General features: G+C 42.3%; 24 protein-coding genes. 18 read left to right on the top strand and 6 right to left on the bottom strand.

The genetic code is table 11. The features are described 5' to 3' along the window. Nucleotides 1–3: 3 nt before the first annotated feature. From remB to dnaA, 5 genes are all read right to left on the bottom strand, one after another. Nucleotides 4–258, bottom strand: a complete 255-nt coding sequence (remB, locus tag LCL96_RS19625; RefSeq protein ID WP_224944473.1) for an extracellular matrix regulator RemB — start codon at nucleotides 256–258, stop codon at nucleotides 4–6. A 9-nt stretch (nucleotides 259–267) separates the two neighbouring features. Continuing rightward, the gene (gene recF, locus LCL96_RS19620; protein WP_224944462.1) at nucleotides 268–1,386 is read right to left on the bottom strand and encodes a DNA replication/repair protein RecF; all 1,119 of its coding nucleotides are present in this window, start codon (nucleotides 1,384–1,386) and stop codon (nucleotides 268–270) included. A gap of 17 nt (nucleotides 1,387–1,403) precedes the next feature. Further along, nucleotides 1,404–1,622, bottom strand: a complete 219-nt coding sequence (yaaA, locus tag LCL96_RS19615) for a S4 domain-containing protein YaaA (RefSeq protein ID WP_098351355.1) — start codon at nucleotides 1,620–1,622, stop codon at nucleotides 1,404–1,406. 248 nt (nucleotides 1,623–1,870) lie between these two features. Then, entirely contained in the window at nucleotides 1,871–3,007 is a 1,137-nt protein-coding gene (dnaN, locus tag LCL96_RS19610; protein ID WP_224944454.1) for a DNA polymerase III subunit beta, read from the bottom strand. A gap of 206 nt (nucleotides 3,008–3,213) precedes the next feature. Beyond that, the gene (gene dnaA, locus LCL96_RS19605) at nucleotides 3,214–4,557 is read right to left on the bottom strand and encodes a chromosomal replication initiator protein DnaA (protein ID WP_224944451.1); all 1,344 of its coding nucleotides are present in this window, start codon (nucleotides 4,555–4,557) and stop codon (nucleotides 3,214–3,216) included. Between the two features lie 879 nt (nucleotides 4,558–5,436). Here dnaA and rpmH point away from each other — a divergent pair. From rpmH to LCL96_RS19550, 11 genes are all read left to right on the top strand, one after another. After that, nucleotides 5,437–5,571 carry a 50S ribosomal protein L34 gene (gene rpmH, locus LCL96_RS19600; RefSeq protein ID WP_034764748.1) on the top strand — a complete coding sequence of 45 codons (135 nt, stop codon included), beginning with the start codon at nucleotides 5,437–5,439 and terminating at the stop codon, nucleotides 5,569–5,571. A 165-nt stretch (nucleotides 5,572–5,736) separates the two neighbouring features. Then, nucleotides 5,737–6,111 carry a ribonuclease P protein component gene (gene rnpA, locus LCL96_RS19595; RefSeq protein WP_224944448.1) on the top strand — a complete coding sequence of 125 codons (375 nt, stop codon included), beginning with the start codon at nucleotides 5,737–5,739 and terminating at the stop codon, nucleotides 6,109–6,111. A gap of 142 nt (nucleotides 6,112–6,253) precedes the next feature. Beyond that, the gene (gene spoIIIJ / locus LCL96_RS19590) at nucleotides 6,254–7,042 is read left to right on the top strand and encodes a YidC family membrane integrase SpoIIIJ (RefSeq protein ID WP_224944445.1); all 789 of its coding nucleotides are present in this window, start codon (nucleotides 6,254–6,256) and stop codon (nucleotides 7,040–7,042) included. Continuing rightward, nucleotides 7,039–7,656 (top strand): RNA-binding cell elongation regulator Jag/EloR, encoded by a 618-nt coding sequence (gene jag, locus LCL96_RS19585; protein WP_224944443.1) that lies wholly within the window; start codon nucleotides 7,039–7,041, stop codon nucleotides 7,654–7,656. The genes spoIIIJ and jag overlap by 4 nt, the downstream gene beginning before the upstream one ends. 482 nt (nucleotides 7,657–8,138) lie before the next feature. After that, nucleotides 8,139–9,524 (top strand): tRNA uridine-5-carboxymethylaminomethyl(34) synthesis GTPase MnmE, encoded by a 1,386-nt coding sequence (gene mnmE, locus LCL96_RS19580; protein WP_224944441.1) that lies wholly within the window; start codon nucleotides 8,139–8,141, stop codon nucleotides 9,522–9,524. Nucleotides 9,525–9,574: 50 nt separating this feature from the next. Beyond that, the gene (gene mnmG / locus LCL96_RS19575; protein WP_224944439.1) at nucleotides 9,575–11,467 is read left to right on the top strand and encodes a tRNA uridine-5-carboxymethylaminomethyl(34) synthesis enzyme MnmG; all 1,893 of its coding nucleotides are present in this window, start codon (nucleotides 9,575–9,577) and stop codon (nucleotides 11,465–11,467) included. Nucleotides 11,468–11,488: 21 nt separating this feature from the next. Then, nucleotides 11,489–12,205, top strand: a complete 717-nt coding sequence (gene rsmG / locus LCL96_RS19570) for a 16S rRNA (guanine(527)-N(7))-methyltransferase RsmG (protein ID WP_224944437.1) — start codon at nucleotides 11,489–11,491, stop codon at nucleotides 12,203–12,205. A 116-nt stretch (nucleotides 12,206–12,321) separates the two neighbouring features. After that, on the top strand, nucleotides 12,322–13,185 hold the full coding sequence (gene noc / locus LCL96_RS19565) for a nucleoid occlusion protein (RefSeq protein ID WP_224944435.1): 864 nt from the start codon (nucleotides 12,322–12,324) through the stop codon (nucleotides 13,183–13,185). A 200-nt stretch (nucleotides 13,186–13,385) separates the two neighbouring features. Further along, on the top strand, nucleotides 13,386–14,147 hold the full coding sequence (locus LCL96_RS19560) for a ParA family protein (protein ID WP_224944433.1): 762 nt from the start codon (nucleotides 13,386–13,388) through the stop codon (nucleotides 14,145–14,147). Further along, entirely contained in the window at nucleotides 14,140–14,982 is an 843-nt protein-coding gene (locus LCL96_RS19555; protein WP_224944431.1) for a ParB/RepB/Spo0J family partition protein, read from the top strand. The genes LCL96_RS19560 and LCL96_RS19555 overlap by 8 nt, the downstream gene beginning before the upstream one ends. Nucleotides 14,983–15,098: 116 nt before the next feature. Then, entirely contained in the window at nucleotides 15,099–15,812 is a 714-nt protein-coding gene (locus LCL96_RS19550) for a DUF554 domain-containing protein (RefSeq protein WP_224944428.1), read from the top strand. Nucleotides 15,813–15,850: 38 nt separating this feature from the next. Here the strand turns inward: LCL96_RS19550 and yyaC are convergent, their stop codons facing one another. Beyond that, entirely contained in the window at nucleotides 15,851–16,471 is a 621-nt protein-coding gene (gene yyaC, locus LCL96_RS19545; protein ID WP_224944425.1) for a spore protease YyaC, read from the bottom strand. Nucleotides 16,472–16,724: 253 nt separating this feature from the next. Here yyaC and LCL96_RS19540 point away from each other — a divergent pair, with 253 nt between their 5' ends. From LCL96_RS19540 to LCL96_RS19510, 7 genes are all read left to right on the top strand, one after another. Then, complete coding sequence (locus LCL96_RS19540; protein ID WP_224944422.1) at nucleotides 16,725–17,654, top strand: mechanosensitive ion channel family protein; 930 nt, start codon at nucleotides 16,725–16,727, stop codon at nucleotides 17,652–17,654. A gap of 13 nt (nucleotides 17,655–17,667) precedes the next feature. Beyond that, nucleotides 17,668–17,868, top strand: a complete 201-nt coding sequence (locus tag LCL96_RS19535; RefSeq protein WP_224944419.1) for a DUF951 domain-containing protein — start codon at nucleotides 17,668–17,670, stop codon at nucleotides 17,866–17,868. A 250-nt stretch (nucleotides 17,869–18,118) separates the two neighbouring features. Beyond that, nucleotides 18,119–19,219: a redox-regulated ATPase YchF gene (gene ychF / locus LCL96_RS19530; protein ID WP_224944416.1), complete on the top strand. Its 1,101-nt coding sequence runs from the start codon at nucleotides 18,119–18,121 to the stop codon at nucleotides 19,217–19,219. A gap of 461 nt (nucleotides 19,220–19,680) precedes the next feature. Beyond that, on the top strand, nucleotides 19,681–19,968 hold the full coding sequence (rpsF, locus tag LCL96_RS19525) for a 30S ribosomal protein S6 (protein ID WP_224944413.1): 288 nt from the start codon (nucleotides 19,681–19,683) through the stop codon (nucleotides 19,966–19,968). 78 nt (nucleotides 19,969–20,046) lie between these two features. Continuing rightward, on the top strand, nucleotides 20,047–20,559 hold the full coding sequence (gene ssb, locus LCL96_RS19520; protein WP_044340263.1) for a single-stranded DNA-binding protein: 513 nt from the start codon (nucleotides 20,047–20,049) through the stop codon (nucleotides 20,557–20,559). A gap of 41 nt (nucleotides 20,560–20,600) precedes the next feature. Further along, complete coding sequence (gene rpsR, locus LCL96_RS19515) at nucleotides 20,601–20,837, top strand: 30S ribosomal protein S18 (protein ID WP_034764780.1); 237 nt, start codon at nucleotides 20,601–20,603, stop codon at nucleotides 20,835–20,837. Between the two features lie 152 nt (nucleotides 20,838–20,989). Next, nucleotides 20,990–23,044, top strand: a complete 2,055-nt coding sequence (locus LCL96_RS19510; protein WP_224944410.1) for a methyl-accepting chemotaxis protein — start codon at nucleotides 20,990–20,992, stop codon at nucleotides 23,042–23,044. The last annotated feature ends 120 nt before the right edge of the window (nucleotides 23,045–23,164 follow it).

The raw sequence follows: 23,164 nt of genomic DNA, 5'->3' as shown, positions 1-23,164 counted from the left end.
TTTCTATAATAAATTCTCAAAGTTTGAGTATTTCTTTGATCGCTTCTTCAGCGTACTGGATGCCAGTGGTGAGAGATACAACTGATTTGTTGTAATAACAAGAGATTTATATGAACCCTTTGCGAGATTGCAAAGGTTTTTATCTTTCGTTTTTAGAAAATGTTGAATTTCCTCTGAAAATTGAACGGTGTCTCGATCAATAATGGCGATGATTTCATCTGTCCGTACCATGACATCTTCTCCAACATGTATGTACAAGGTAACACCTCATTTCAATCTTTTCATTGATCCGGCTTCCACTTCGAACGTCGTCGCCTCGTTTAAGGTTTGATGATCGATACCATCCACATTCGTCGTGGTCACGAAGGTTTGAACTTTTCCCTGGATGGTATTTAATAAGTGGGACTGACGATAATCATCTAATTCGGATAAGACATCATCCAGAAGTAAGATGGGATATTCTTTAATTTCAGAGTGAATCAGCTCGATTTCTGCAAGCTTTACAGAGAGGGCTGTTGTCCGTTGCTGCCCTTGGGAACCAAATGTTTGTACATCTCGCCCATTCACAATGAATTGAAGATCATCCCGATGCGGTCCGACCAGAGTCACACCGCGATCTATTTCCCGCTCCCGTATATCCTTGAATTTCTGCTCATATATATCTACCATTTTTGACCATTCTTGATTATCTGATACATCCAATGACGGTTTATATACGATTTCCAACGTTTCAAGGTTTCTCGAAATCCCTGAATGAATCGGTTTAGCCCAGCTTTCCAGCAGCTGGACGAATTCAAATCGTTTCTTCGTAATTTTCACTGCCATTTCGATGAACTGCTCCGTCAAGACATCAAGCATGGTCTGGTCTTTTTGTTTCCTTGTTTGCAACTGTTTTAAATAATGGTTTCGTTGCTGTAATATTTTTTGATAAAGGCTTATATCATGTAAATAAACAGGAGAAACCTGACCGATTTCCATATCGATAAACCGACGCCTCACTTGTGGGCTCCCTTTTACCAAATGGAGATCTTCAGGTGCAAACATAACAACATTCATATTCCCGACATATTGACTCAATTTAGATTGTTCAAGGTGATTGCTTTTTGCTTTTTTCCCTTTTTTCGATAGGACCAGCTCCAAAGGCAACGCACCATTATATTTTTGAATCCTACCTTTTATTTTAGCATATTCCTGATCCCAACGGATTAAATCTTTATCATTCGAGGTCCGGTGGGATTTAGCCATTGCCAGGACGTAAATGGATTCCATGATATTCGTCTTTCCCTGGGCATTCTCTCCAAGGATCACATTTACCTTATTTTCGAAAGTCACGTCGATCGACTCGTAATTCCGGTAGTTTCTTAATTCCAATTGTTCAATGTACATGGACATAACACCCTTTGTTATTCTCCGGCAACAACAAAGACCCCTACTTCAGGAATTTCAACTTTGTCACCAATCGTGAGTTTTCTTCCTCTTCTTTGGTCTTGCTCCCCGTTTATGTATACTTCATATTCACTTAAGAACCATTTCGCCATACCGCCGGACTGTATCACTTCAGCAAGCTTGAGGAATTGTCCCAATGTGATGATTTCTGTTTCGATGGTGATCTCTTTCGCCACTAAAATCACTACTTTCCGTATAAAGTCTCTAATATCTTATTTTACTCTAAATAGAGTCAAGTCACAACTAACGAAAAATGGAGAAAATAGTCGTAGTTGATTTCCGCTGCAGATGGTCGCTTTCCGAGGAGTTTCATCTGCCCACCTTCTCCCTCTGGAAGTAGAATATCTGCACCGAAAATGGTTGGTTGCCAAAATAAAAAAAGCCAACACCTTAACTTTTTTTAAGGTGTTGGCTTTTTGGATTCCTAGTACGTCCTTACCGGAAGGATCAACTGAAGAATGGAATCATCGTGAAGAGGCTTCAATACGAATGGTCTCATGGCTCCAGTGAAGTTCACATAGATTTCCGTTCCTTCAATGGCTTTCAATGCGTCCATCATATACTTCGCGCTAAAGGAAATCTTCAGTTCTTCTCCCTCGATTGATTGACTTTGAACCTGCTCGATGACCTTACCGATTTCCGGTGTATTTGAGGAGATCTCAATGATCCCGCCATCAAGTGTCGAAAGCTTCACGACGTTGTTTCGTCCTTCTCTTGCAAGAAGGGATGCACGATCGATCGCTTGTAAAAATTCTTTCGTGTTCAAGGTCAATTCTGTTTTCGTGTCAGATGGGATCAACCGACTGGTATCAGGATAGTTCCCTTCTAACAATCTGGAGAAGAATAACAGATGCTTCGCTTTGAATAGGACCTGGTTTTCTGTAATGACGATTTCTACTGGCTCATCCGTATCGTCCAGGATTTTATTCAACTCGTTTAAGCTCTTCCCTGGAATCACAATATTGTAAGAAGCATCGTGATTTGTCTCAATCGGGGCTTTTCTCATGGCCAGCCTGTGACTATCTGTTGCAATACAGCTCAACTCCCCGTTATCAATCTGACAGTTTACACCTGTCAAGATGGGGCGTGTTTCTGAGGTGGACACTGCGAATACCGTTTGTCTGATCATCGTCTTTAAAAGATCTGTTGAAACCTTAATGCCGTTTCCTTCTTCGATTTGAGGCAGATGTGGGTATTCTTCCGGATCCAAACCGTTTAAATTAAATTCAGCCTGTCCAGAACGGATAACAGTCTGGAAGTGATTTTGAACTTCGATTTCAACCGTATCTTTAGGTAATTTTTTTACGATTTCACTAAAGAACTTAGCTTGGAGAACAATTCCCCCTGCTTCCATGATCTCAACGATTTCTGAACCTTCTTCTTCATTCGGTATAAAAGACTCGATGGAAATATCAGAGTCACTTCCCGTTAATGTGACACCATCCTCTGTAGCGATGATCTTGATCCCTGTCAGAATAGGAATCGTTGTTCTGGATGTTACAGCTTTCATGACATCTTGGACACTTTGCACAAGATGGTCCCTTTGAATAACAAATTTCATGATTTATTCCTCCAATTTGCACATAATTTTATGGACTGAATCATATACTAATAATTTATTTAAAAAATAGTAAAAGAAGTAGTAGGGCCTGTTGATATGTGGATAAGTGTGTGAATCGAACGTAAACACAGCCTATCCACATGTGGACAGACTGTGTGCTAGTATGACTCGGTTATTCACATTATCCAATTTGATTGTGTGTAAAATCAGCCCTTTAAAGACTCACGAATTTCTTTCAACTGCTGCTGAAGAAGTGCATCATTTCCAAGTAATGTACTGATTTTCTCATGGGCATGAATGACGGTGGTGTGATCTCGTCCGCCAAATTCTTCCCCGATCTTAGGGAGTGAAGAATCCGTCATTTCCCTTGATAAGTACATAGCGATCTGTCTTGGGAACGCAATCGATTTTGTTCGTTTTTTTGCTTTAAAGTCCTCTAGCTTCACATTGAAGTGCTCACCAACGACACGCTGGATTTCCTGGATGGTAATAGTCCTTGGCTTCGAGCTCGGAATGATATCCTTCAACGCCTCAGCCGCTAAATCAGCATTGATGTCTTTATTTATGAGAGATGAGTAAGCGACGACACGAATCAACGCGCCCTCTAACTCACGAATATTGGAATCGATTTGATTAGCTATATAAAGCATGGCTTCGTTAGGGATATCCAGCCCTTCAGCCTTTGCTTTTTTTCGTAAAATGGCAATTCTCGTCTCGAGGTCCGGAGGTGTGATATCTGTAATCAATCCCCACTCAAACCGTGAACGAAGTCTATCTTCAAGTGTCGGAATCTCTTTTGGTGGCCGATCACTGGAAATGACAATTTGTTTGCTTTCTTCATGTAAGGTATTAAAAGTATGGAAAAATTCCTCTTGCGTTTGTTCTTTTCCAGCTAAAAATTGAATGTCATCAATTAATAAAACATCGACATTACGATATTTATTACGGAAATCAACCGCTTTATTGTCACGAATGGAGTTGATGAATTCATTTGTGAATTTTTCAGACGATAAGTAAACCACTTTCGCAGCGGGATTATGCTCCAATACATAATGACCGATGGCATGCATTAAGTGGGTTTTTCCGAGTCCGACTCCCCCATAAATAAATAAGGGGTTATACGCTTTAGCAGGTGCTTCAGCCACTGCTAAAGAAGCAGCATGGGCGAACCGGTTGCCCGAACCGATAACAAACGTGTCGAAAGTATATTTAGCGTTCAACATATTTTGATTGAGATCCTGCTGATCGTCATCTTTCATCGACTTTGGAGGAATTTGAATATCAAACTCTTCCGGCTCCTGGTTTTGGGGAATGATAAATTTAACGACTAGCTCTTCACCCGTAATATCATATAAAACCCCGGAAATTAACTGGGAGTAGCGACCTTCCAACCAATCTCTCGCAAATTCATTTGGAGCAGTAATCACAAGGGTGTCCCCTTGAATGGAATGGGCCTTAGTGGATTTTAACCAAGTATCAAAACTGGGTTTACTGATTTTTTTTTCGATATTTTCTAAGGCCTTGCTCCAAAGATCCCCGATATTCTCCAATCCTGGTCCCTCCTTTTCTTGTTTTTGTATAACTTCTGTACAACCATTTCATACTGTACATTACTTTAACACTCGTCATTTTATAAAAATACAATGCAGTGAATGTGGAAAATATATATAATAAGGAAAGAAAATGGGTTTTCGACAATATCCACCACTTGTGGACAATGTTTTACAAACCCTCTGTATAAGTTACCCACATGATATCCACATTTTGTGGATAAGTTATTTACGTAAACCTAGTTATCAAGAGTGAAAACACAATAATCATATCAAAATATCCTTAGCGGTGCAATGCTTTTTAAATTTTATCCACAACCCCCATCCCTTGTGGAATCGAATTGTCCACAACCCAATAACTTGTGAAAAAGTTGTCAGTATGTGCTGTGGATAATTTAAAACAGTGTCGAATCCTATCCACAGGCAGGCTGAATAAAAAAATCGGATAGGATTTGTAGAGGGGAAATGATGATTTCTAAATTAAGATGTTCTCGGAGGAACCTCTCGATCTGAGGGAATCTTTCAAACAAAAAAGTTAAATGGTTGAAAAGGTAGATTTTTACGTTGAAGGGGTTTAAAAAAGATAAAGGAAAGATTTATTGTCTATTCAATAAAGAACGTAATCGACATATTATTAGATGAGTTAAAAAAATAGCTGGACAGCTTGATGGCAAAAGGAGGCTCACCGCCAGCCCCGCGGAAAGCGAGCACCTGCAGCGGAAATCAACCACCTCTGGCTCTTAGCAAATGATAAAAGAGGGATTAAGCAACACTTAAAAAGAAAAATAATCTGAGTGTTGACTTTTTATGGGTACCGTCTTTATAATAGTGAGGAATGTCTTTAACTTTTTAAAGATATCCTTCAGGGAGGTGTCATAGATGAAAAGAACGTTTCAACCAAATAACCGCAAAAGAAAAAAGAATCACGGTTTCCGTGCACGCATGAGCTCTAAAAACGGACGCAATGTTTTAGCTCGCCGTCGCAGCAAAGGAAGAAAAGTATTATCTGCCTAGACCACTGAACTGACTCAGTGGTCTTTTTTTTCCTTTCTATTACGTGATAAAATGATCAGGGTCGTCCATATGTCGGATTAGAAGAGAAAATACTTATAATTTCAAACGAATGAGCCGATAATGTCGAGGTTAGACGAAGACAAAAATGAAAAATAGGTGTGGTCCATGCGGAAAGAGCAAAGAGTGAAGAAAAACAAAGAGTTCCAGGAAATATTTAAAAAGGGAACGTCCGTTGCGAATCGTCAATTCGTCTTGTATCTATTAAAGAAGGAAGAGCCCCAGCCATTTCGAATCGGAATTTCCGTCAGTAAGAAGATCGGGAATGCCGTTTGCCGGAATCAAATCAAGCGCTATGTGAGGCAGGCTTTCTTAGAATTACAAGAAGAGGTTCACGATCAGTACGATTATCTTATCATCGCCAGAAAACCGGCGGCCGAAATGAATTTCCATGAGGTGAAGGGGAGTCTCACCCATGTATTAAAAAGAGGAAAAGTATTGAAAAGGTCTTCTTATGGCAAATATGATAGGAAGAAGTCATAACATTTTGAGAGAATGACAGGTTTCGTCATCACAATCAAATGAAAAGATGTTACAATACGAGGGATTGTACTTTTTTTAGTACGGGATGATGGTGCTTGTTTATTAATTTACATGAAAGATATTAGTTGGGAGGAAATGTAGGGTGAAAAAGAGAATAATAGCCCTGGTGGGAATCATTGGGCTAATGGCTATTTTATCAGGATGTACGGATTACAATAAGCCGATTACATCTGAAAGTAGCGGAATCTGGAATGAATATATTGTCTATCCTTTATCACAATTGATTACGATGGTTGCAGAATTTATGGGCGGATCCTATGGATTGGCGATTGTAATTGTTACGTTGCTTATTCGTACGGCCATTCTGCCATTGATGATTAAACAAACGAAAAATTCAAAAGCCATGCAGGCATTGCAGCCTGAAATGAAGAAGCTTCGTGAAAAATATAGCTCAAAAGATGCACAAACTCAGCAAAAACTTCAACAAGAAACGATGGCTTTATTCCAAAGTCACGGGGTGAATCCGTTAGCAGGATGTTTCCCATTGATCGTTCAAATGCCGATCTTAATTGGTTTCTACCATGCGATCGTCAGAACACAGGAAATCAAAGCACATAACTTTTTATGGTTCGATCTGGGCAACCCCGATCCGTTCTATATCTTACCATTAGTAGCAGGTTTAACAACGTTTATCCAACAAAAACTCATGATGGCAGGTACAGCGAATCAAAATCCACAAATGGCGATGATGCTTTATATCATGCCGGTCATGATCATCATTTTTGCGATTAACTTCCCTGCAGCTCTATCCCTTTACTGGGTAGTCGGAAATCTATTTATGATCGCTCAGACTTACTTCGTTAAAGGACCTGAGATCAAAGAAGCGCAAGCAGCTAAAGCTGGTGGGAATTCGGGAGGAAAGAAAAAGTGAGAGAAGTAGAAGCGACTGGTCAAACGGTGGAAGAAGCCATTGAATCAGCCTTGTCTCAACTGAATATCACCAAAGAAGATGCAGAAATTGACGTCATTGATCAAGGTAAAAAAGGGTTATTCGGATTGTTCGGTGGAAGACCGGCAATCGTAAACGTGAAGAAAGCGGTTGATCCGGTAAGTGAAGCCAAAGAATTTCTTTTATCTGTTGCTCGTGAAATGGGCGTAGATGCGACCATTGAAGTAAAGCAGGATGGAAGAGATGTAGAGTTCAATATTTCCGGAGAAAAAATGGCGCTCTTAATCGGGAAAAGGGGACAAACGTTGAATGCCCTTCAACATTTGTCTCAGCTGGTTGCCAACCGGGTCTCAGGTCAGTTCATCACCATTCTGCTTGATGCGGAGAACTACCGGGAGAGACGGAAGCAAACGCTGACAACCCTTGCAGAACGTTTAGCAGAAAAGGCACTGCGCACAAATCGTTCCGTTTCACTAGAACCGATGCCTTCTTATGAGCGGAAAGTGATTCACACGGCTTTAGTGGATTCGAAAAGGGTCGATACACACTCAGAGGGCCGAGAACCTAATCGATATATTGTCATTGCACCTAAATAATAAGAGACGATTCCTTTTAAGGGGATCGTCTTTTTTTGTTGGTTTGGCGTGGTGGTTGGCGAAAGTTGTCATATTTTGCGGAATGGAAGATATATTGTAATTTTGGCAGATAAAACGAAAATCCGGCAGATAAATTGCACATTTGGCAGAAAAAATGAAAAATCGGCAGATAAATCAAATATTTGGCAGACACCATCAAACATACTATTTCCCTCTAAACGCTACTTTCCAACTAATTCATTCACTCCACCCTTACCACCACCCGCCTATTCTTATTTTCATTCCCGTTTATTGTTATTCACATGTGGATAAGTTAAAATAATAGAGATGAGAAATGATTTATGTGGATAACATTGGCGACGAACAAAGGGTTTCCTTTCTTTAGTATTGATACGGATTGTGATATTCTAATAATTTGGGGAAACTTTGCTTTCTACTATACATTTATATAAATAGATCAGCGATAAGAGAGGTGAACGAAAGTGGAGTTTGATACAATTGCAGCCATATCCACTCCAATGGGAGAGGGAGCGATCGCCATCGTCCGTTTGAGCGGTGATCAGGCATTTGATATCGGTGATAAAGTCTTTAAGGGAATGAAAGGGAGCTCCATGAAGGAATTTGCTTCCCATACAATTCATTATGGACATATTATTGATCCTGACACCGGGCAAGTGGTGGAAGAAGTGATGGTGTCTGTCATGAAAGGGCCAAAGACATTCACTCGTGAGGACATTATCGAAATCAACTGTCACGGAGGGCTCGTGTCGGTGAATAAAGTTTTGCAGCTTGTATTGAAGAACGGGGCAAGACTTGCAGAACCGGGTGAATTTACGAAGCGGGCATTCCTGAATGGCCGGATCGATCTCTCCCAGGCAGAGGCCGTTATGGATCTCATTCGGGCGAAAACGGATCGGGCCATGAATGTAGCTCTCAACCAAATGGAAGGACGCCTTTCCAATTTGATCCGAAAGCTACGTCAGGAAATTCTTGAAACACTCGCCCATGTGGAAGTGAATATCGATTATCCGGAGTATGATGATGTGGAAGAAATGACGCATCATGTACTTCTGGAGAAATCCAGACGAGTCCGGGATGAAATAGACAAATTGATCCGTACATCAGAACAAGGGAAGATTTTAAGAGAAGGACTATCGACGGTCATCATCGGCCGGCCGAATGTAGGAAAGTCCTCCCTTCTGAACAGTCTTGTTCATGAAAACAAAGCCATTGTAACGGATATTCCCGGCACAACACGTGATGTGATCGAGGAATATGTCAACGTAAGGGGTGTTCCATTGCGTCTGGTTGACACGGCGGGGATCCGCGAAACAGAAGATATCGTTGAACGGATTGGTGTGGAACGCTCGAGACAAGTACTGAAGGAAGCGGATTTAATCCTGCTTGTACTGAATTATGCAGATGAATTAACCTTTGAGGATGAGCAGTTATTTGAAGCGGTGAAGGGAATGGATGTCATTGTCATCGTGAACAAAACTGACCTGCCTCAAAAGATTGATATAGATAAAGTCAGGAAACTTTCTGAAAATCATCAGCTGGTGACGACCGCTTTACTGGAAGAACAGGGAATTGATGAACTGGAAGAAGCGATTTCTTCTTTGTTCTTTGCAGGTTCCATTGAAGGGGGGGATATGACGTATGTATCCAATAGTCGTCATATCGCCCTGCTGAATCAAGCATCACTCGCGATCAATGAAGCTATCGACGGTGTGGAAATGGGAACGCCGATTGATATTGCTCAGATTGATCTGACGAGAACATGGGAGCTATTAGGTGAAATCATCGGTGATAGTGTCCATGAAAGCTTGATTGATCAGCTGTTTTCTCAATTTTGTTTAGGGAAGTAAATACTATTATAATGTGGACTTTAGGTCCTACAAGGAGGAAATAACAAACCATGCAATATGACGCAGGGCAATATGATGTCATTGTCATTGGTGCTGGCCATGCCGGTGTAGAAGCGGGACTTGCTTCGGCACGCATGGGAGCTAAAACGTTAATGGTCACCATTAACTTGGATATGGTCGCATTTATGCCGTGTAACCCATCGGTTGGTGGACCGGCGAAAGGAATCGTTGTAAGGGAAATCGACGCTCTCGGTGGAGAGATGGGTCGTAATATAGATAAAACGCATATCCAAATGCGGATGTTGAATACAGGAAAAGGCCCAGCTGTCCGGGCGTTAAGGGCACAGGCCGATAAGTTCCTTTATCAGCATGAAATGAAACGGACGATCGAAAATGAACCGAACATGACCTTGCTTCAGGGAATGGTAGAGGAATTGATCGTTGAGGATGATGAGTGTAAAGGTGTCGTTACGATGACAGGAGCTGCCTACCGTGCCAAAACAGTCGTCATCACGACGGGTACATTCCTTCGTGGAGAAATCATTCTTGGAGATCTGAAATATTCAAGCGGTCCGAATAACCAACAGCCTTCTATCAGACTGTCTGATCACTTACATGAGCTCGGATTCGATACGGTGCGTTTTAAAACAGGGACACCGCCACGTGTCAATAGTTCGACGATCGATTATTCGAAAACGGAAATCCAGCCTGGTGATGATGTTCCACGTGCATTCAGCTATGAAACGACAAAATACATCACGGATCAACTCCCTTGCTGGCTGACGTATACGAACGAACACACTCATCAATTAATCGATGATAACCTTCATCGTTCACCTATGTATTCAGGTATGATCAAGGGTACGGGACCGCGTTACTGTCCTTCAATAGAAGATAAAGTCGTGCGTTTCCACGACAAGCCGCGTCACCAGATCTTCCTGGAGCCTGAAGGGAAAAATACTCAGGAAGTATATGTTCAAGGGTTGTCGACAAGTCTTCCAGAAGATGTACAGCAAAAAATACTTCAGACCATCCCGGGACTTGAAAAGGTTCAAATGATGCGCGCCGGATATGCGATCGAGTATGATTCAATCGTTCCGACACAATTATGGCCGACTCTTGAAACGAAAAAAATCAAGAACCTCTATACAGCAGGACAAATCAACGGGACATCTGGATATGAAGAAGCCGCTGGTCAAGGTTTGATGGCCGGAATCAATGCCGCTTGCCGTGCCTTGGATAAAGAAGAGGTCATCTTAAGCCGTTCCGATGCCTATATCGGAGTACTGATCGATGACCTGGTCACAAAAGGGACGAACGAACCGTATCGTCTTCTGACTTCACGTGCTGAATACCGCTTGTTACTTCGTCATGATAATGCCGATCTTCGCTTAACGGATATCGGTCATCGAATTGGATTGATTTCTGATGAGAGGTATGATCGATTCTCTGCGAAGAAAGAAGCGATTTCTACCGAGAAGAAGCGTCTTGAAGCCACCCGCATCAAGCCGACTGAGGAAACGCAGGAAATCATCCGCAGTGCAGGTGGAAGTGAGTTGAAAGACGGGATTCTGGCTGCTGATCTCCTGAAGCGTCCTGAGATGAATTACAGTCATATCAAGGCACTCGTTCCAAGTGAATTCGAGCTTGATCCCGACGTAGAGGAACAAGTGGAAATCCAGGTGAAATACGAGGGCTATATTGAAAAATCCCTTCAACAAGTCGATAAAATGAAGAAGATGGAAAACAAACGAATTCCTGAGAACATTGATTACAGTGCAATCAGCGGTTTAGCTTCTGAAGCAAGACAGAAATTGATCGAGGTGCAGCCTCTTTCTCTTGCGCAGGCATCCCGCATTTCAGGTGTGAACCCTGCAGACGTATCCATCTTGATGGTCTACATTGAACAGGGAAAAATCGCCAAGGTATCCGGTGATCAATAGAAGTAAAGGAAGGATCATTTCATGAACGTAAATGAATTTCAATCAATGCTCGAGGAGAAGGGAATTTCCCTTTCTTCTGAGCAGTTACATCAGTTTGAACGCTATTATGAATTGCTGGTTGAGTGGAATGAAAAGATGAATCTGACGGCGATCACCGAAAAGGAAGATGTGTATTTAAAGCATTTTTACGACTCGGTCAGTGCAGCCTTTTACGTCGATTTCAATGAAGTTCAATCCCTTTGTGATGTAGGGGCGGGTGCCGGTTTTCCAAGTATACCGATTAAAATATGCTTCCCGCACTTACATATTTCGATTGTTGATTCATTAAATAAGCGCATCACATTTTTAAATCACTTATCCGATGAGTTGGGACTTGAAAACACGAATTTTTATCATGACCGTGCCGAAACATTTGGGAAAAATAAGGCTCATCGAGAAAAGTATGATATGGTTACAGCAAGGGCCGTAGCAAGAATGTCCGTCTTAAGTGAATTATGCCTTCCACTGGTGAAAAAGGGGGGGTCCTTTGTCGCCATGAAAGCTTCCAATGTGAACGAAGAACTGTCGAACGCGAAGAAAGCCATTGGAACGCTTGGAGGACAAACGGATAAAATGTATTCCTTCGTTCTTCCCGAAGAGGAAAGCGAGCGGAATATCGTGAAAATCAACAAAGTGAAAGAAACGCCTAACAAATATCCCAGAAAACCTGGGACACCCAATAAATTACCGTTAGAATAAATGGTCAACTTCCTGCCTTTAAAGTACCTGGTATAAAAGGCTCTTATCAGAGGCAGGAAATTGACATATTTTAGAGAATATTAATTAAGGGAGTTTCTTAAAGGTGGTGTAGGAAGATGAAGCATCCTTTCTCTCGTTTTTTTGGCCTAGGTGAAAAGGAGCAAGATGTTGAATCTGAAGAGTCAAATGTAGTGGAAGAAGATCGAGATGAAGTGAGGAAAATACCCGTCTCACAAATCACCCCGAACCGATTCCAACCAAGGACTGTGTTTAATGATGAAAAAATAGAAGAGTTATCAAGAACCATTCACACACATGGTATTATCCAGCCGATCGTGGTGAGGCAATATGGTGATGACCAGTTTGAAATCATTGCGGGAGAACGACGTTACAGAGCCGTACAAAAGCTTGGCTGGGAAACAGTACCGGCAATTGTAAAGAATCTGAATGATACAGAAACAGCTTCTGTTGCATTAATAGAGAACTTACAAAGAGAAGAGCTCTCTCCTATAGAAGAGGCAATCGCGTATGGGAAACTGTTGGAATTACATGATCTTACCCAAGAAGCCCTTGCTCAACGCTTAGGAAAAGGACAATCAACCGTGGCGAACAAGCTTCGTCTCCTAAAGCTTCCAGAAGAAATTCAATCAGCCTTATTAGATAAACAAATCACTGAACGTCACGCCAGGGCTTTGATTCCTCTGAAGAATCCGGAAAAGCAAATCCAGCTCCTTCAAGAAATCATTGAAAAGAACTTGAATGTCAAGCAGACGGAAGACCGGGTTGTGAAGATGCAGGAAGGTACGAATCAAAAGCCGAAGCCTAAACGCAAGGCATTCAGCAAGGATATGAGAATTGCAGTGAATACAATCCGGCAATCCCTTTCCATGGTGTCCGATAGCGGAATCAATCTCGACTCTGAAGAAGAAGAGCACGAGGAATTCTATCAATTTACCATTCGTATCCCGAAAAAAAAATAGACTGATAGACTAAAAGTGAGAAACAGATCGGATCGGTTTCTCACTTTTTTGGTGTGAAATGACGAGATCTTTCCTATTTATGGATATGGCCGTGTTTTTTGAAAAATTGACAGACAATTATCAAGGGGTTTTGGTAGAATAGAAGAATACTGTGAAAAAAATAAAGTCAATTATAGGAAGTCAAAAGGTAGGTGACAACCTTGGGCAGAATTGTAGCCGTTACAAATCAAAAGGGAGGAGTGGGTAAGACCACGACATCCGTTAATTTGGGGGCTTGTTTAGCTTATATAGGGAAAAAGGTTTTACTTGTAGATATCGATCCTCAAGGAAACGCCACCAGTGGTGTAGGTGTTGAAAAAGGGGATGTCCAGCATTGTATTTATGATGTGTTAGTGGACGATGTAGATGTTAATGACACGATTAAGCAATCGAAAGTAGAGAATTTATCGATTGTCCCTGCAACCATTTCACTTGCTGGAGCGGAAATTGAATTGGTTCCGACCATATCACGGGAAGTGCGTCTGAAGAAAGCGCTTGAGAAGGTAAAAGAAGAATTCGATTATATTATTATCGACTGCCCCCCATCATTAGGACTTCTTACCATCAATGCGCTTACCGCATCTGATGCCGTTGTCATACCGGTACAGTGCGAATATTACGCGCTCGAGGGGTTGAGTCAGTTGTTAAGCACGGTTCGTTTAGTGCAGAAGCACCTGAATCATGATCTCATGATCGATGGAGTATTGCTAACCATGCTGGATGCCAGAACGAATCTTGGAATCCAGGTCATTGAAGAGGTTAAAAAGTATTTTCAAGATAAAGTGTATCGCACGATTATCCCACGTAACGTTCGTTTAAGTGAAGCACCCAGTCATGGTGAACCGATCATCATTTATGATGCGAAATCCAGGGGGGCAGAAGTTTATTTAGAACTGGCAAAGGAAGTGGTGGCGAATGGCTAAAGGTTTAGGAAAGGGTATCAATGCTCTCTTCACTAATATGCAGACAACTCAAAATGAAGAATCCGTCCAGGAAGTGAGCCTGAAGGAAATAAGGCCGAATCCCTATCAGCCCCGGAAAATCTTTGAGCCTCAGGCAATCGAAGAGTTAAAAGAATCAATCCTGGAACACGGGATCCTTCAACCAATCATTGTCCGTAAATCCATCAAGGGATATGAAATCGTGGTTGGTGAACGTCGGTATCGTGCAGCGACTGCTGCTAAATTAGACACTGTTCCAGTCGTGATCCGTGAGTTGAACGAACAACAAATGATGGAACTTGCCGTCTTGGAGAACCTCCAACGAGAGGATCTGACTCCGATCGAAGAGGGAGCGGCTTATCAAATGCTCATGGATAAATTGAAGCTTACTCAGGAAGAGTTGGCCAAGCGATTAGGAAAGAGCAGGCCTCATATTGCGAACCATATCCGGTTACTTTCCCTGCCTTCCCCCGTTCAGGAACTTATTTCTGAAGGTAAGCTCTCGATGGGACACGGACGTGCCCTTCTTGGATTGAAAAATAAAAAGAATCTATCAACCATTGTGAATCGAATATTGAAAGAATCGCTGAACGTTAGACAATTAGAGAAAATCATTCAGGAATTGAATGAGAAGAATGTTCCACGTGAAACAAAGAAGACCGAACGAAAAGACGTCTTTATACAAGAACAGGAATCTCTCCTTCGTGAACGCTTCGGTACGACAGTAACGATTAAACAATCGAAGAAAAAAGGAAAAATAGAATTGGAATTCTTCTCGAAGGAAGACTTGGATCGAATATTGGAATTACTGCAATAAGAGTAATGTGAATGGACTGACTTAGATGGTAGATACGATGCCGTCAAAGCCAGTCCTCTTCCATATCGTACATAGAACACACTATTCTTCGGGAAATAATCATAAGGGGAAACGTCATGGTACTTTTAGGAACGCTAGTAAATGGAGTGTGTATTATCATCGGAACCCTATTAGGGAAGATCCTGCACCGCATACCCGAAGATATGAAGGGAACCGTCATGAAAGCGATTGGACTTGCCGTGATCGTTCTTGGCTTACAGATGGGGCTGAAAAGTGAAAACTTTCTCATTGTCATCATCAGTCTTGCACTTGGAGCTGCCTGGGGAGAATGGATGAAGCTTGAGGACAGGCTTAATGCTTTAGGGAACTGGTTGGAGAAGAAGCTTGGCAGCAAGAAAGAAACATCCATTTCTCAAGGTTTTGTAACGGCCACATTGATTTTTGTCATCGGGGCAATGGCCGTGATCGGTGCGTTGGACAGTGGTATCAGGGGAGATCATGATGTTCTTTTGACGAAGTCGATCATTGATGGATTCACTTCTCTGATTTTAACGACGACACTGGGGATCGGTGTCATGTTCTCGGCTATCCCCGTCGTTCTTTATCAGGGATTTATTGCCCTATTTGCTACGCAAATTCATCAGTGGGTGCCACAGGAACTAATGGATGCCTACATTGTCGAAATGACATCAACGGGTGGCATCATGATTTTTGCGATTGGACTCAATCTCCTCGGAGTAGCAAAAATAAGAGTCGCCAATTTACTTCCTGGCATCATCGTAGTGGGAATGGTGGTCGGAATTATACACGCTTATCAGTTGTATATGTAATCATAAAAGGAGATGACGAAATGCGTCATCTCCTTTCTTTATTTCTGTAGTTCTCCCCGCCATTTTTCAATGCTTACGGCATTTCTCCGTTCCACTGAATCACCTGCGAGCACAATTGCTTCAGCGATCGTCTTGGCCATTTTCATAACAAGATTCAAACGCGTATTTTGTAGAACAAAGAATTCCATGAATCCGCTGACGTTCACAATCCCGGTCAGATGAATCTCGCCGACCTCGGGTAATTCTTTATTGACTCCGGCACCCGGTTTCAAAGGACCCTCGCTCAACTGAATGGCCCCTACACTCTTTAAACGTCCGAGACAGGCATCTACTCCAATGATAAAGGGATTGGTATGTTCAGCTGCAATTTCCTTGAGCTTCTCTTCTAGGTTCACGGCGTGTATCGGATCATCCAATGTCCCGTATACATGGAACGGCTTAATACCCCGTTCTTCTACCAATGTACCGACCAATGGACCTAATGAATCCCCTGTCGAGCGGTCAGTGCCGATACAGACAAACACGATGGGCCTTGTACGATAATAAGTGGGAAGCATCGACGACAATTGAACGGAAAGATCCTGTGCCGCGCGCTCTTCCTGATGAAGGACTCTATAAGGTTCAGATCCTCGTTCAAATAATCCTTTTTTCAGATTCATCGCTTCCACTCCTTTGGATGTGTTATAGAGGATGGATGACGTTGTGTCGCCGGCCCCTTAAATCACAGTCGGATTTTATAGTACTATCAGTATACGGACGATTTCTTTTTTTCATACATAAGATGGTCCGATTTTTCAGAAAATAAAAATTTCCCTACAAACTATCTATTATGAGGTTATATCTACACAAGGAGAGGGAAAGTTGATAAAATAAGGAATACTTCTTATTGAATGATAAGTGGAGGTTCGGTAAATGAGTGCGAAAGATACGAAAGCTAAGATAGATGATACAATTGATAAAACTGCTGAGAAACTGATAGATAATGAAATGTGGATGGCCTTGGGAACAGGTGCTTTGAAGATTATTGCTATTATGGTAATTACCTATCTTGCGTTAAGAGTGGGACGGTCAGCAATCCGGAATGTATTCAAGGTGCGTTCCCGCTCCCCTTTGAAATTTACTGAGAGACGGGAAGCAACCTTATCAAAGCTCTTAGAAAATGTATTGACCTATGTGATTTACTTCATCAGTCTGATGACGATTTTGTCGACTCTGGACATTGATGTGAAAGGGCTTATCGCCGGTGCAGGGATTGTCGGTCTAGCCGTCGGTTTTGGAGCGCAGAACCTGGTCCGTGATATCATCACCGGCTTCTTTATTATTTTCGAAGATCAATTTTCAGTCGGCGACTATGTTCGCATTGGTTCTGCAGAGGGAAATGTAGAAGAAATCGGTCTTCGTACGACAAAGATCAAAAGTTGGACAGGGGAACTTCATATCTTCCCTAATGGGAACATTACGGAAGTAACCAATTTCTCCGTCCATAACAGTATTGCTGTCGTAGATGTCAGTATTGCCTATGAGGAGAATATTGAAGAAGCAGAAAAAGTAATGGAGGAGCTTCTCCTTTCCCTGCCGCAAAAATATGAAGATCTAGTGAATCCACCTGAGCTGTTGGGGGTTCAGACCCTTGGAGCATCCGATGTCGTCATCCGGATCGTCGCTGAAACGGTTCCGATGAGACATTGGTATATGGCGAGGATGATCAGGAAAGAAGTGAAACTTTGCCTGGATGCTCATGGTATTGAGATTCCATTCCCTCGTATGGTGATGTATTCACGCAAGGATGAAGAAGAGATTCATCCCCAGGAAGAGAAACAAAGAAGACTTGAAAGCGAATGAGGAGGAATAGGTAGTGGAGCCAAAGACATTCTCTTTAAATGATATTGTCGAAATGAAAAAGCCTCATCCATGTGGTACAAACCGCTGGAAAGTGATCCGTATGGGGATGGATATTCGCATCAAATGTGTAGGGTGCGGGCACAGTGTCATGATCCCCAGAAAAGATTTTGCGAAAAAAATGAAAAAAGTCATTTCTAGCGGTGAAGAAGAATAAGTATTTCTTTTTTACCCATAATTCTTTTGGCCTAACCCATCTTCCGGTGGAAATAGCGTCTTCTGAGAGCATTCAGTCGTTTTCAAATGATTGAGTGCTTTTTTTGTGCCGTATTTCCTGTCTTGCCCCTGAAGCTTCACTTGTCTTTTGTCTCTATTATCTCTATAATTGTGAAAGGTTCGACCGTTTATATGTTTTTTGATCTTACAGGATTTTTAATAGATAAGAATAATGATGAGGAGTGACCAAAATGGCATTAACAGCTGGTATTGTTGGACTACCTAACGTAGGAAAGTCCACTCTATTTAACGCAATTACAAAAGCAGGTGCGGAATCTGCCAACTACCCTTTCTGTACCATTGATCCAAACGTAGGAATCGTAGAGGTTCCCGATCACCGTTTAGATAAACTAACAGAGCTAGTAGATCCGAAGAAGACCGTACCGACGGCTTTTGAATTCACCGATATTGCCGGTATTGTAAAAGGTGCAAGTAAAGGAGAAGGACTAGGGAATAAATTCCTATCCCATATCCGTCAAGTGGATGCAATCTGTCAGGTTGTCCGTTGTTTCGCGGATGACAACATCACACACGTGTCCGGTAAAGTTGATCCGATTGCTGATATCGAAGTCATCAATCTGGAATTGATCCTGGCTGATCTTGAGACTGTTGATAAGCGCATCGCCAGAGTCCAGAAAATGGCGAAGCAAAAAGACAAGGAAGCTGTATTTGAATATGATATCCTTGTGAAAATCAAAGAAGCGTTGGAAGCCGAGCAGCCTGCCCGTACAGTGGAGTTCTCCGATGAACAGATGAAGCTTGTGAAACAGCTTCACCTTCTGACTTCCAAGCCTGTATTATATGTGGCGAACGTAAGTGAAGACGAAATCGCGGATCCTTCTGACAACGAATATGTTCAGAAAGTACGCGAATTTGCAAAAGAAGACAACGCTGAAGTGATCGTCGTCTGTGCCAAAATTGAATCTGAGATCGCCGAGCTTGATGATGAAGAAAAAGCGATGTTCCTGCAGGAATTAGGAATTGAAGAATCTGGTCTGGATCAGCTGATCCGCGCTACTTACTCACTGTTAGGACTTGCTACTTACTTCACAGCAGGTGTCCAAGAGGTTCGCGCCTGGACGTTCCGTGAAGGAATGAAAGCTCCTCAATGCGCAGGAGTCATCCACACCGACTTCGAACGCGGATTCATCCGTGCAGAAACGGTATCTTACGAAGACCTGGTAGCAGCCGGAACAATGGGTGCAGCCCGTGAAGCAGGTAAAGTTCGTCTCGAAGGTAAAGAATATCTCGTCAAAGACGGAGATATCATTCACTTCCGTTTTAATGTGTAAGTTTATCTAAAACTTCCTTTTGTAATGTCACTATTTTAGTGTAGATAAAATAGTGTTGACTGCTGAAAGTGGATGGTTGGGCTGTAGATGAGTAATAACGAGAATAGATGAGAGTTTAAACGGTACTCCTCTCACACTTATCAGTTGATTGGAACGGAAGGTGCTCGACTCCTGCGGGAAATGCGGGAAAGTTGAGACCCCGCAGGGCAAAGCCCGAGGAGGCTCAACTCACGCCCCGCGGAAAGCGAGCACCTGGAGTGGAAATCAACCAGCACTCGCTTTGTTATAAGCAGCAAAGTTTACTCTAAAAAAGACTAGAATCAGATTCTAGTCTTTTTTTTACGTCTTATTGCAATAATAGATATCCTATGCTATAATTTTATTTCGTGAGTAATGAACGCATTGCTCCTTGTTCTTTCGTAAAGAAAGGACCGCATAGACCACGAGGAGGTGACATTCAGATGAGAAAGTACGAAGTTATGTACATTGTCCGCCCAAACATTGACGATGAGTCAAAGAAGGCAGTAGTTGAGCGTTTCGATAACGTTCTATCAACTAACGGTGCGGAAATCATCGAGTCAAAAGATTGGGGTAAACGTCGTTTAGCGTATGAAATCAACGATTTTCGCGATGGTTTCTATCAACTAGTTAAGATGAACGCTACTTCTGATGCAGTTAACGAATTCGATCGTTTAGCTAAAATCAGCGATGATATTATCCGTCATATCGTTGTTAAAGAAGAAGAATAATCCGAACGTTTTTTAAGATATACACTTCTACAGCTGTTTCACGTGAAACAGTAAACTAGAAGGAAGGGGTTGATTCTGATGATGAACCGAGTTGTATTAGTAGGGCGTTTAACCAAAGACCCTGAATTAAAATATACTCCAAGTGGAGTGGCTGTTGCTTCGTTCACACTGGCTGTCAATCGTAGTTTTACGAATCAATCAGGAGAACGGGAAGCAGATTTTATTAACTGCGTTGTATGGCGTCGCCCTGCAGAGAATGTAGCAAACTTTCTTAAAAAAGGCAGCTTAGCTGGCGTTGACGGTCGTATTCAAACTCGTAATTTCGAAGGACAGGATGGACGTCGTGTGTTTATGACGGAAGTCGTAGCAGAAAGCGTTCAGTTCTTAGAACCGCGTAGTGCGAACCAAGGCGATCGTGGAGGAAGTCCGGGCTATTCGGGTGGAGGTCAACGCGACCAAGGAAATCCGTATAGTCAGAATCAGAATCAACAGCGCAACAACAATAACAACAACTATACACGTGTAGATGAAGATCCATTCGCGAATGACGGTCAGCCGATCGACATTTCCGATGATGATCTTCCATTCTAAACGAACGATAACAAAACCTAACAAGATAGGAGGCGAAACAAATGGCAGGAGGACGTAGAGGTGGACGTAGACGTCGTAAGGTGTGCTACTTCACAGCAAACGGAATTACACATATCGATTTCAAAGATGTTGATCTTCTTAAGAAATTCGTATCTGAGCGTGGAAAGATCCTTCCACGTCGTGTAACTGGAACTAACGCTAAGTACCAACGTAAGTTGACTCGTGCGATCAAACGCGCTCGTACAATGGCATTACTTCCATATGTTACTGGTGAATAAGATCATCGGTCCAAGCAGCAGAGACTTGTCTCTGCTGCTTTTTATTATGTCTTAAATCCTGCGAATTTCCTCCAACCTATAAAGAATTGAAGAAAAATGTCGATGATTAAGTGTGTACATAGATGTTTTTTGTAGGAAAAGGGGGAAATCAGGTGAAGAAAATCAAAAACAAAAAAGAGCGTAAAAAAAGATTTATCTTATCATCGATTAGAATGAAGCTTATCGTCATCATTTCCATTTTATTTATGGTTTCATTGGCTGCCATCATTTCCATCACCAGCTGGCAGACGAGAATGAAAACGGAAGATGAAGTCATCAGTCAGACTCAAGGGATTGTAGGAGAGCTTAACAATTCCGTACAGTTGTTCCTCGGGCAGTACGAAAAGAGTATCGATCAGTATTCGATTTCCAACTCTTTGAAGGATTACGCCAAAGCACAGATGCAAACCGAAAAGGGTGCAGATGATACGGAGCTGTATGCAAATATTCAGTCCGACTTTGACAATTATCTAAGTTTATATGAAGAAGCTACCTCCATCTACTTTGCTTCACCGAATAAGAAGTTAAAAATCGTCCCTTCTGTCTCGTTACCGAGCGACTTTGATCCAACCAGCAGGGATTGGTATAAAAATGCTGCAGAAGCAAGGGCGGGCGTTGTATGGAGTGAACCCTATGTAGACACGGCAACGGAGGAATACATCATTACGGCTTCAAGGGCCATAGTCTCTGAGAACAAAGTGGTGGGTGTACTTGGTGTTGATATCAACTTGTCGAAACTGACCGATAGAGTATCCAAGATGGAGATCGGATATAATGGTTACCCGTTCTTAATCGGTCTTGACGGTACAGCCATCGTCCATCCAACCAAGCGCGGCGAGAATCTATCTACATTCCCTTTCATCAGTAAAATGCTGAAATCAGAAAAAGATTCCGACACGATCCGTTATGAATTGGAAGGCGATAAAAAAGTATTAGTATACACTACGGTGCCAAAGACGAATTGGAAAGTGGGATCCGCTTATAATATGGAGGATCTTATCCAATCTTCGAAAGACATTGAACGTCTACTTCTGATTACAGCGCTTATTGCACTGGTCATCATGCTGATATTGGTAGTCATCATAGCGAATATGATGACAAAACCGATTAAGGAACTGCAAAAGACGGTCACGAACGTTTCGTCCGGTGATTTATCCATTCAATCTACCATAAAGACGAAAGATGAAACGGGATTATTGGCGCTGGATTTAAATAAGATGATCATGAATATGAAAGATACGATCAAGGTCGTTCAGGGTTCCATTTATAATGTTAGGGAATCTGCCGAAGGGTTGAGTGCAGTGTCGGAGGAGACGAATGCCTCAAGTGAAGAGATGGCAAGGGCAGTGAATGAAATTGCCAGCGGTGCTTCCCAGTCAGCTGCCGACTCTGATCGAGCGCATCTTCAAACCGAGCACCTTGGAAGAAGAATTGATGGGGTTTATGAAAAGTCCAAAGCCATGTCTGAGCTGGCAGGTCAAGCAGATGATATGAACCAGTCCGGAATGAATCAGGTAAAAGAATTAAAAAATGCCTATCATTCTTCCAGTGAGTACATTTCTTCCATGGAAAATGTCATCCTTAGCCTGGAAGCAAAAGTAAAAACGATTGAGTCAGTGATGGGCACGATAACGGAAATCTCTTCCCAGACCAATCTCCTTGCTCTGAATGCCAGCATAGAAGCTGCACGGGCCGGAGAACACGGCAAAGGGTTCGCTGTAGTGGCTGAAGAAGTGCGCAAGCTTGCAGATCAATCTGTTAAAGCAACCGAAGAGGTAAAACGTACAATTGTTGAAATCCAGCAAGGGTCTCACCAAGCGGTGGATGAAATGGTCAAGACGAAAGAAACATTCGAGGTCCAAAACGATGTGATTCAAAAAACGAACACTGTGTTCGATCAAACCTCACAATTAATGAAAACCATGCAGCGTGAGATTGAGAATATGTACAACGAAGTGGGCCAAATCAACCTTGAAAAGGATGAAGTGGTCAACGTGATCCAAATGATGGCGGCTACAGCTGAACAAACAGCGGCTTCCTGCGAGGAAATGAGTGCTTCGACAGAAGAACAGGTAAGGGCTGTCCAATCCGTTACAGAAGCGGCTGAGCGTCTGACGGACTTAAGCCAGGAGCTTCAAGCATCGATTGAACGGTTTAAAATTTCATAATCTGCGTTAGAGGGTGGCCCTGACACATAGCCATTCTTTATCTACTACGTATACACCTTTTTAGAGTGAGTGCATACTAGAGTAGATGAAGAAATGTTGCATGTTGAGAGGGTTTCCCTC

The organism is Rossellomorea aquimaris (assembly GCF_020172085.1).
Classification (GTDB): Bacteria; Bacillota; Bacilli; order Bacillales; family Bacillaceae_B; genus Rossellomorea; species Rossellomorea aquimaris_E.
Note: the sequence above shows the minus strand (reverse complement) of the source record. Positions and strands in the feature narration are given on the sequence as shown.

Excerpts from the sequence above, each read along its gene's own strand:
- yyaC (WP_224944425.1), bottom strand. The coding sequence starts at position 16,471 with ATGAATCTGAAAAAAGGATTATTTGAACGAGGATCTGAACCTTATAGA.
- rnpA (WP_224944448.1), top strand. The coding sequence starts at position 5,737 with ATGCGGAAAGAGCAAAGAGTGAAGAAAAACAAAGAGTTCCAGGAAATA.
- rpsF (WP_224944413.1), top strand. The coding sequence starts at position 19,681 with ATGAGAAAGTACGAAGTTATGTACATTGTCCGCCCAAACATTGACGAT.
- rpmH (WP_034764748.1), top strand. The coding sequence starts at position 5,437 with ATGAAAAGAACGTTTCAACCAAATAACCGCAAAAGAAAAAAGAATCAC.
- LCL96_RS19540 (WP_224944422.1), top strand. The coding sequence starts at position 16,725 with ATGAGTGCGAAAGATACGAAAGCTAAGATAGATGATACAATTGATAAA.
- dnaN (WP_224944454.1), bottom strand. The coding sequence starts at position 3,007 with ATGAAATTTGTTATTCAAAGGGACCATCTTGTGCAAAGTGTCCAAGAT.
- ychF (WP_224944416.1), top strand. The coding sequence starts at position 18,119 with ATGGCATTAACAGCTGGTATTGTTGGACTACCTAACGTAGGAAAGTCC.
- ssb (WP_044340263.1), top strand. The coding sequence starts at position 20,047 with ATGATGAACCGAGTTGTATTAGTAGGGCGTTTAACCAAAGACCCTGAA.
- mnmG (WP_224944439.1), top strand. The coding sequence starts at position 9,575 with ATGCAATATGACGCAGGGCAATATGATGTCATTGTCATTGGTGCTGGC.
- rsmG (WP_224944437.1), top strand. The coding sequence starts at position 11,489 with ATGAACGTAAATGAATTTCAATCAATGCTCGAGGAGAAGGGAATTTCC.
- LCL96_RS19555 (WP_224944431.1), top strand. The coding sequence starts at position 14,140 with ATGGCTAAAGGTTTAGGAAAGGGTATCAATGCTCTCTTCACTAATATG.
- recF (WP_224944462.1), bottom strand. The coding sequence starts at position 1,386 with ATGTACATTGAACAATTGGAATTAAGAAACTACCGGAATTACGAGTCG.
- noc (WP_224944435.1), top strand. The coding sequence starts at position 12,322 with ATGAAGCATCCTTTCTCTCGTTTTTTTGGCCTAGGTGAAAAGGAGCAA.
- LCL96_RS19550 (WP_224944428.1), top strand. The coding sequence starts at position 15,099 with ATGGTACTTTTAGGAACGCTAGTAAATGGAGTGTGTATTATCATCGGA.
- rpsR (WP_034764780.1), top strand. The coding sequence starts at position 20,601 with ATGGCAGGAGGACGTAGAGGTGGACGTAGACGTCGTAAGGTGTGCTAC.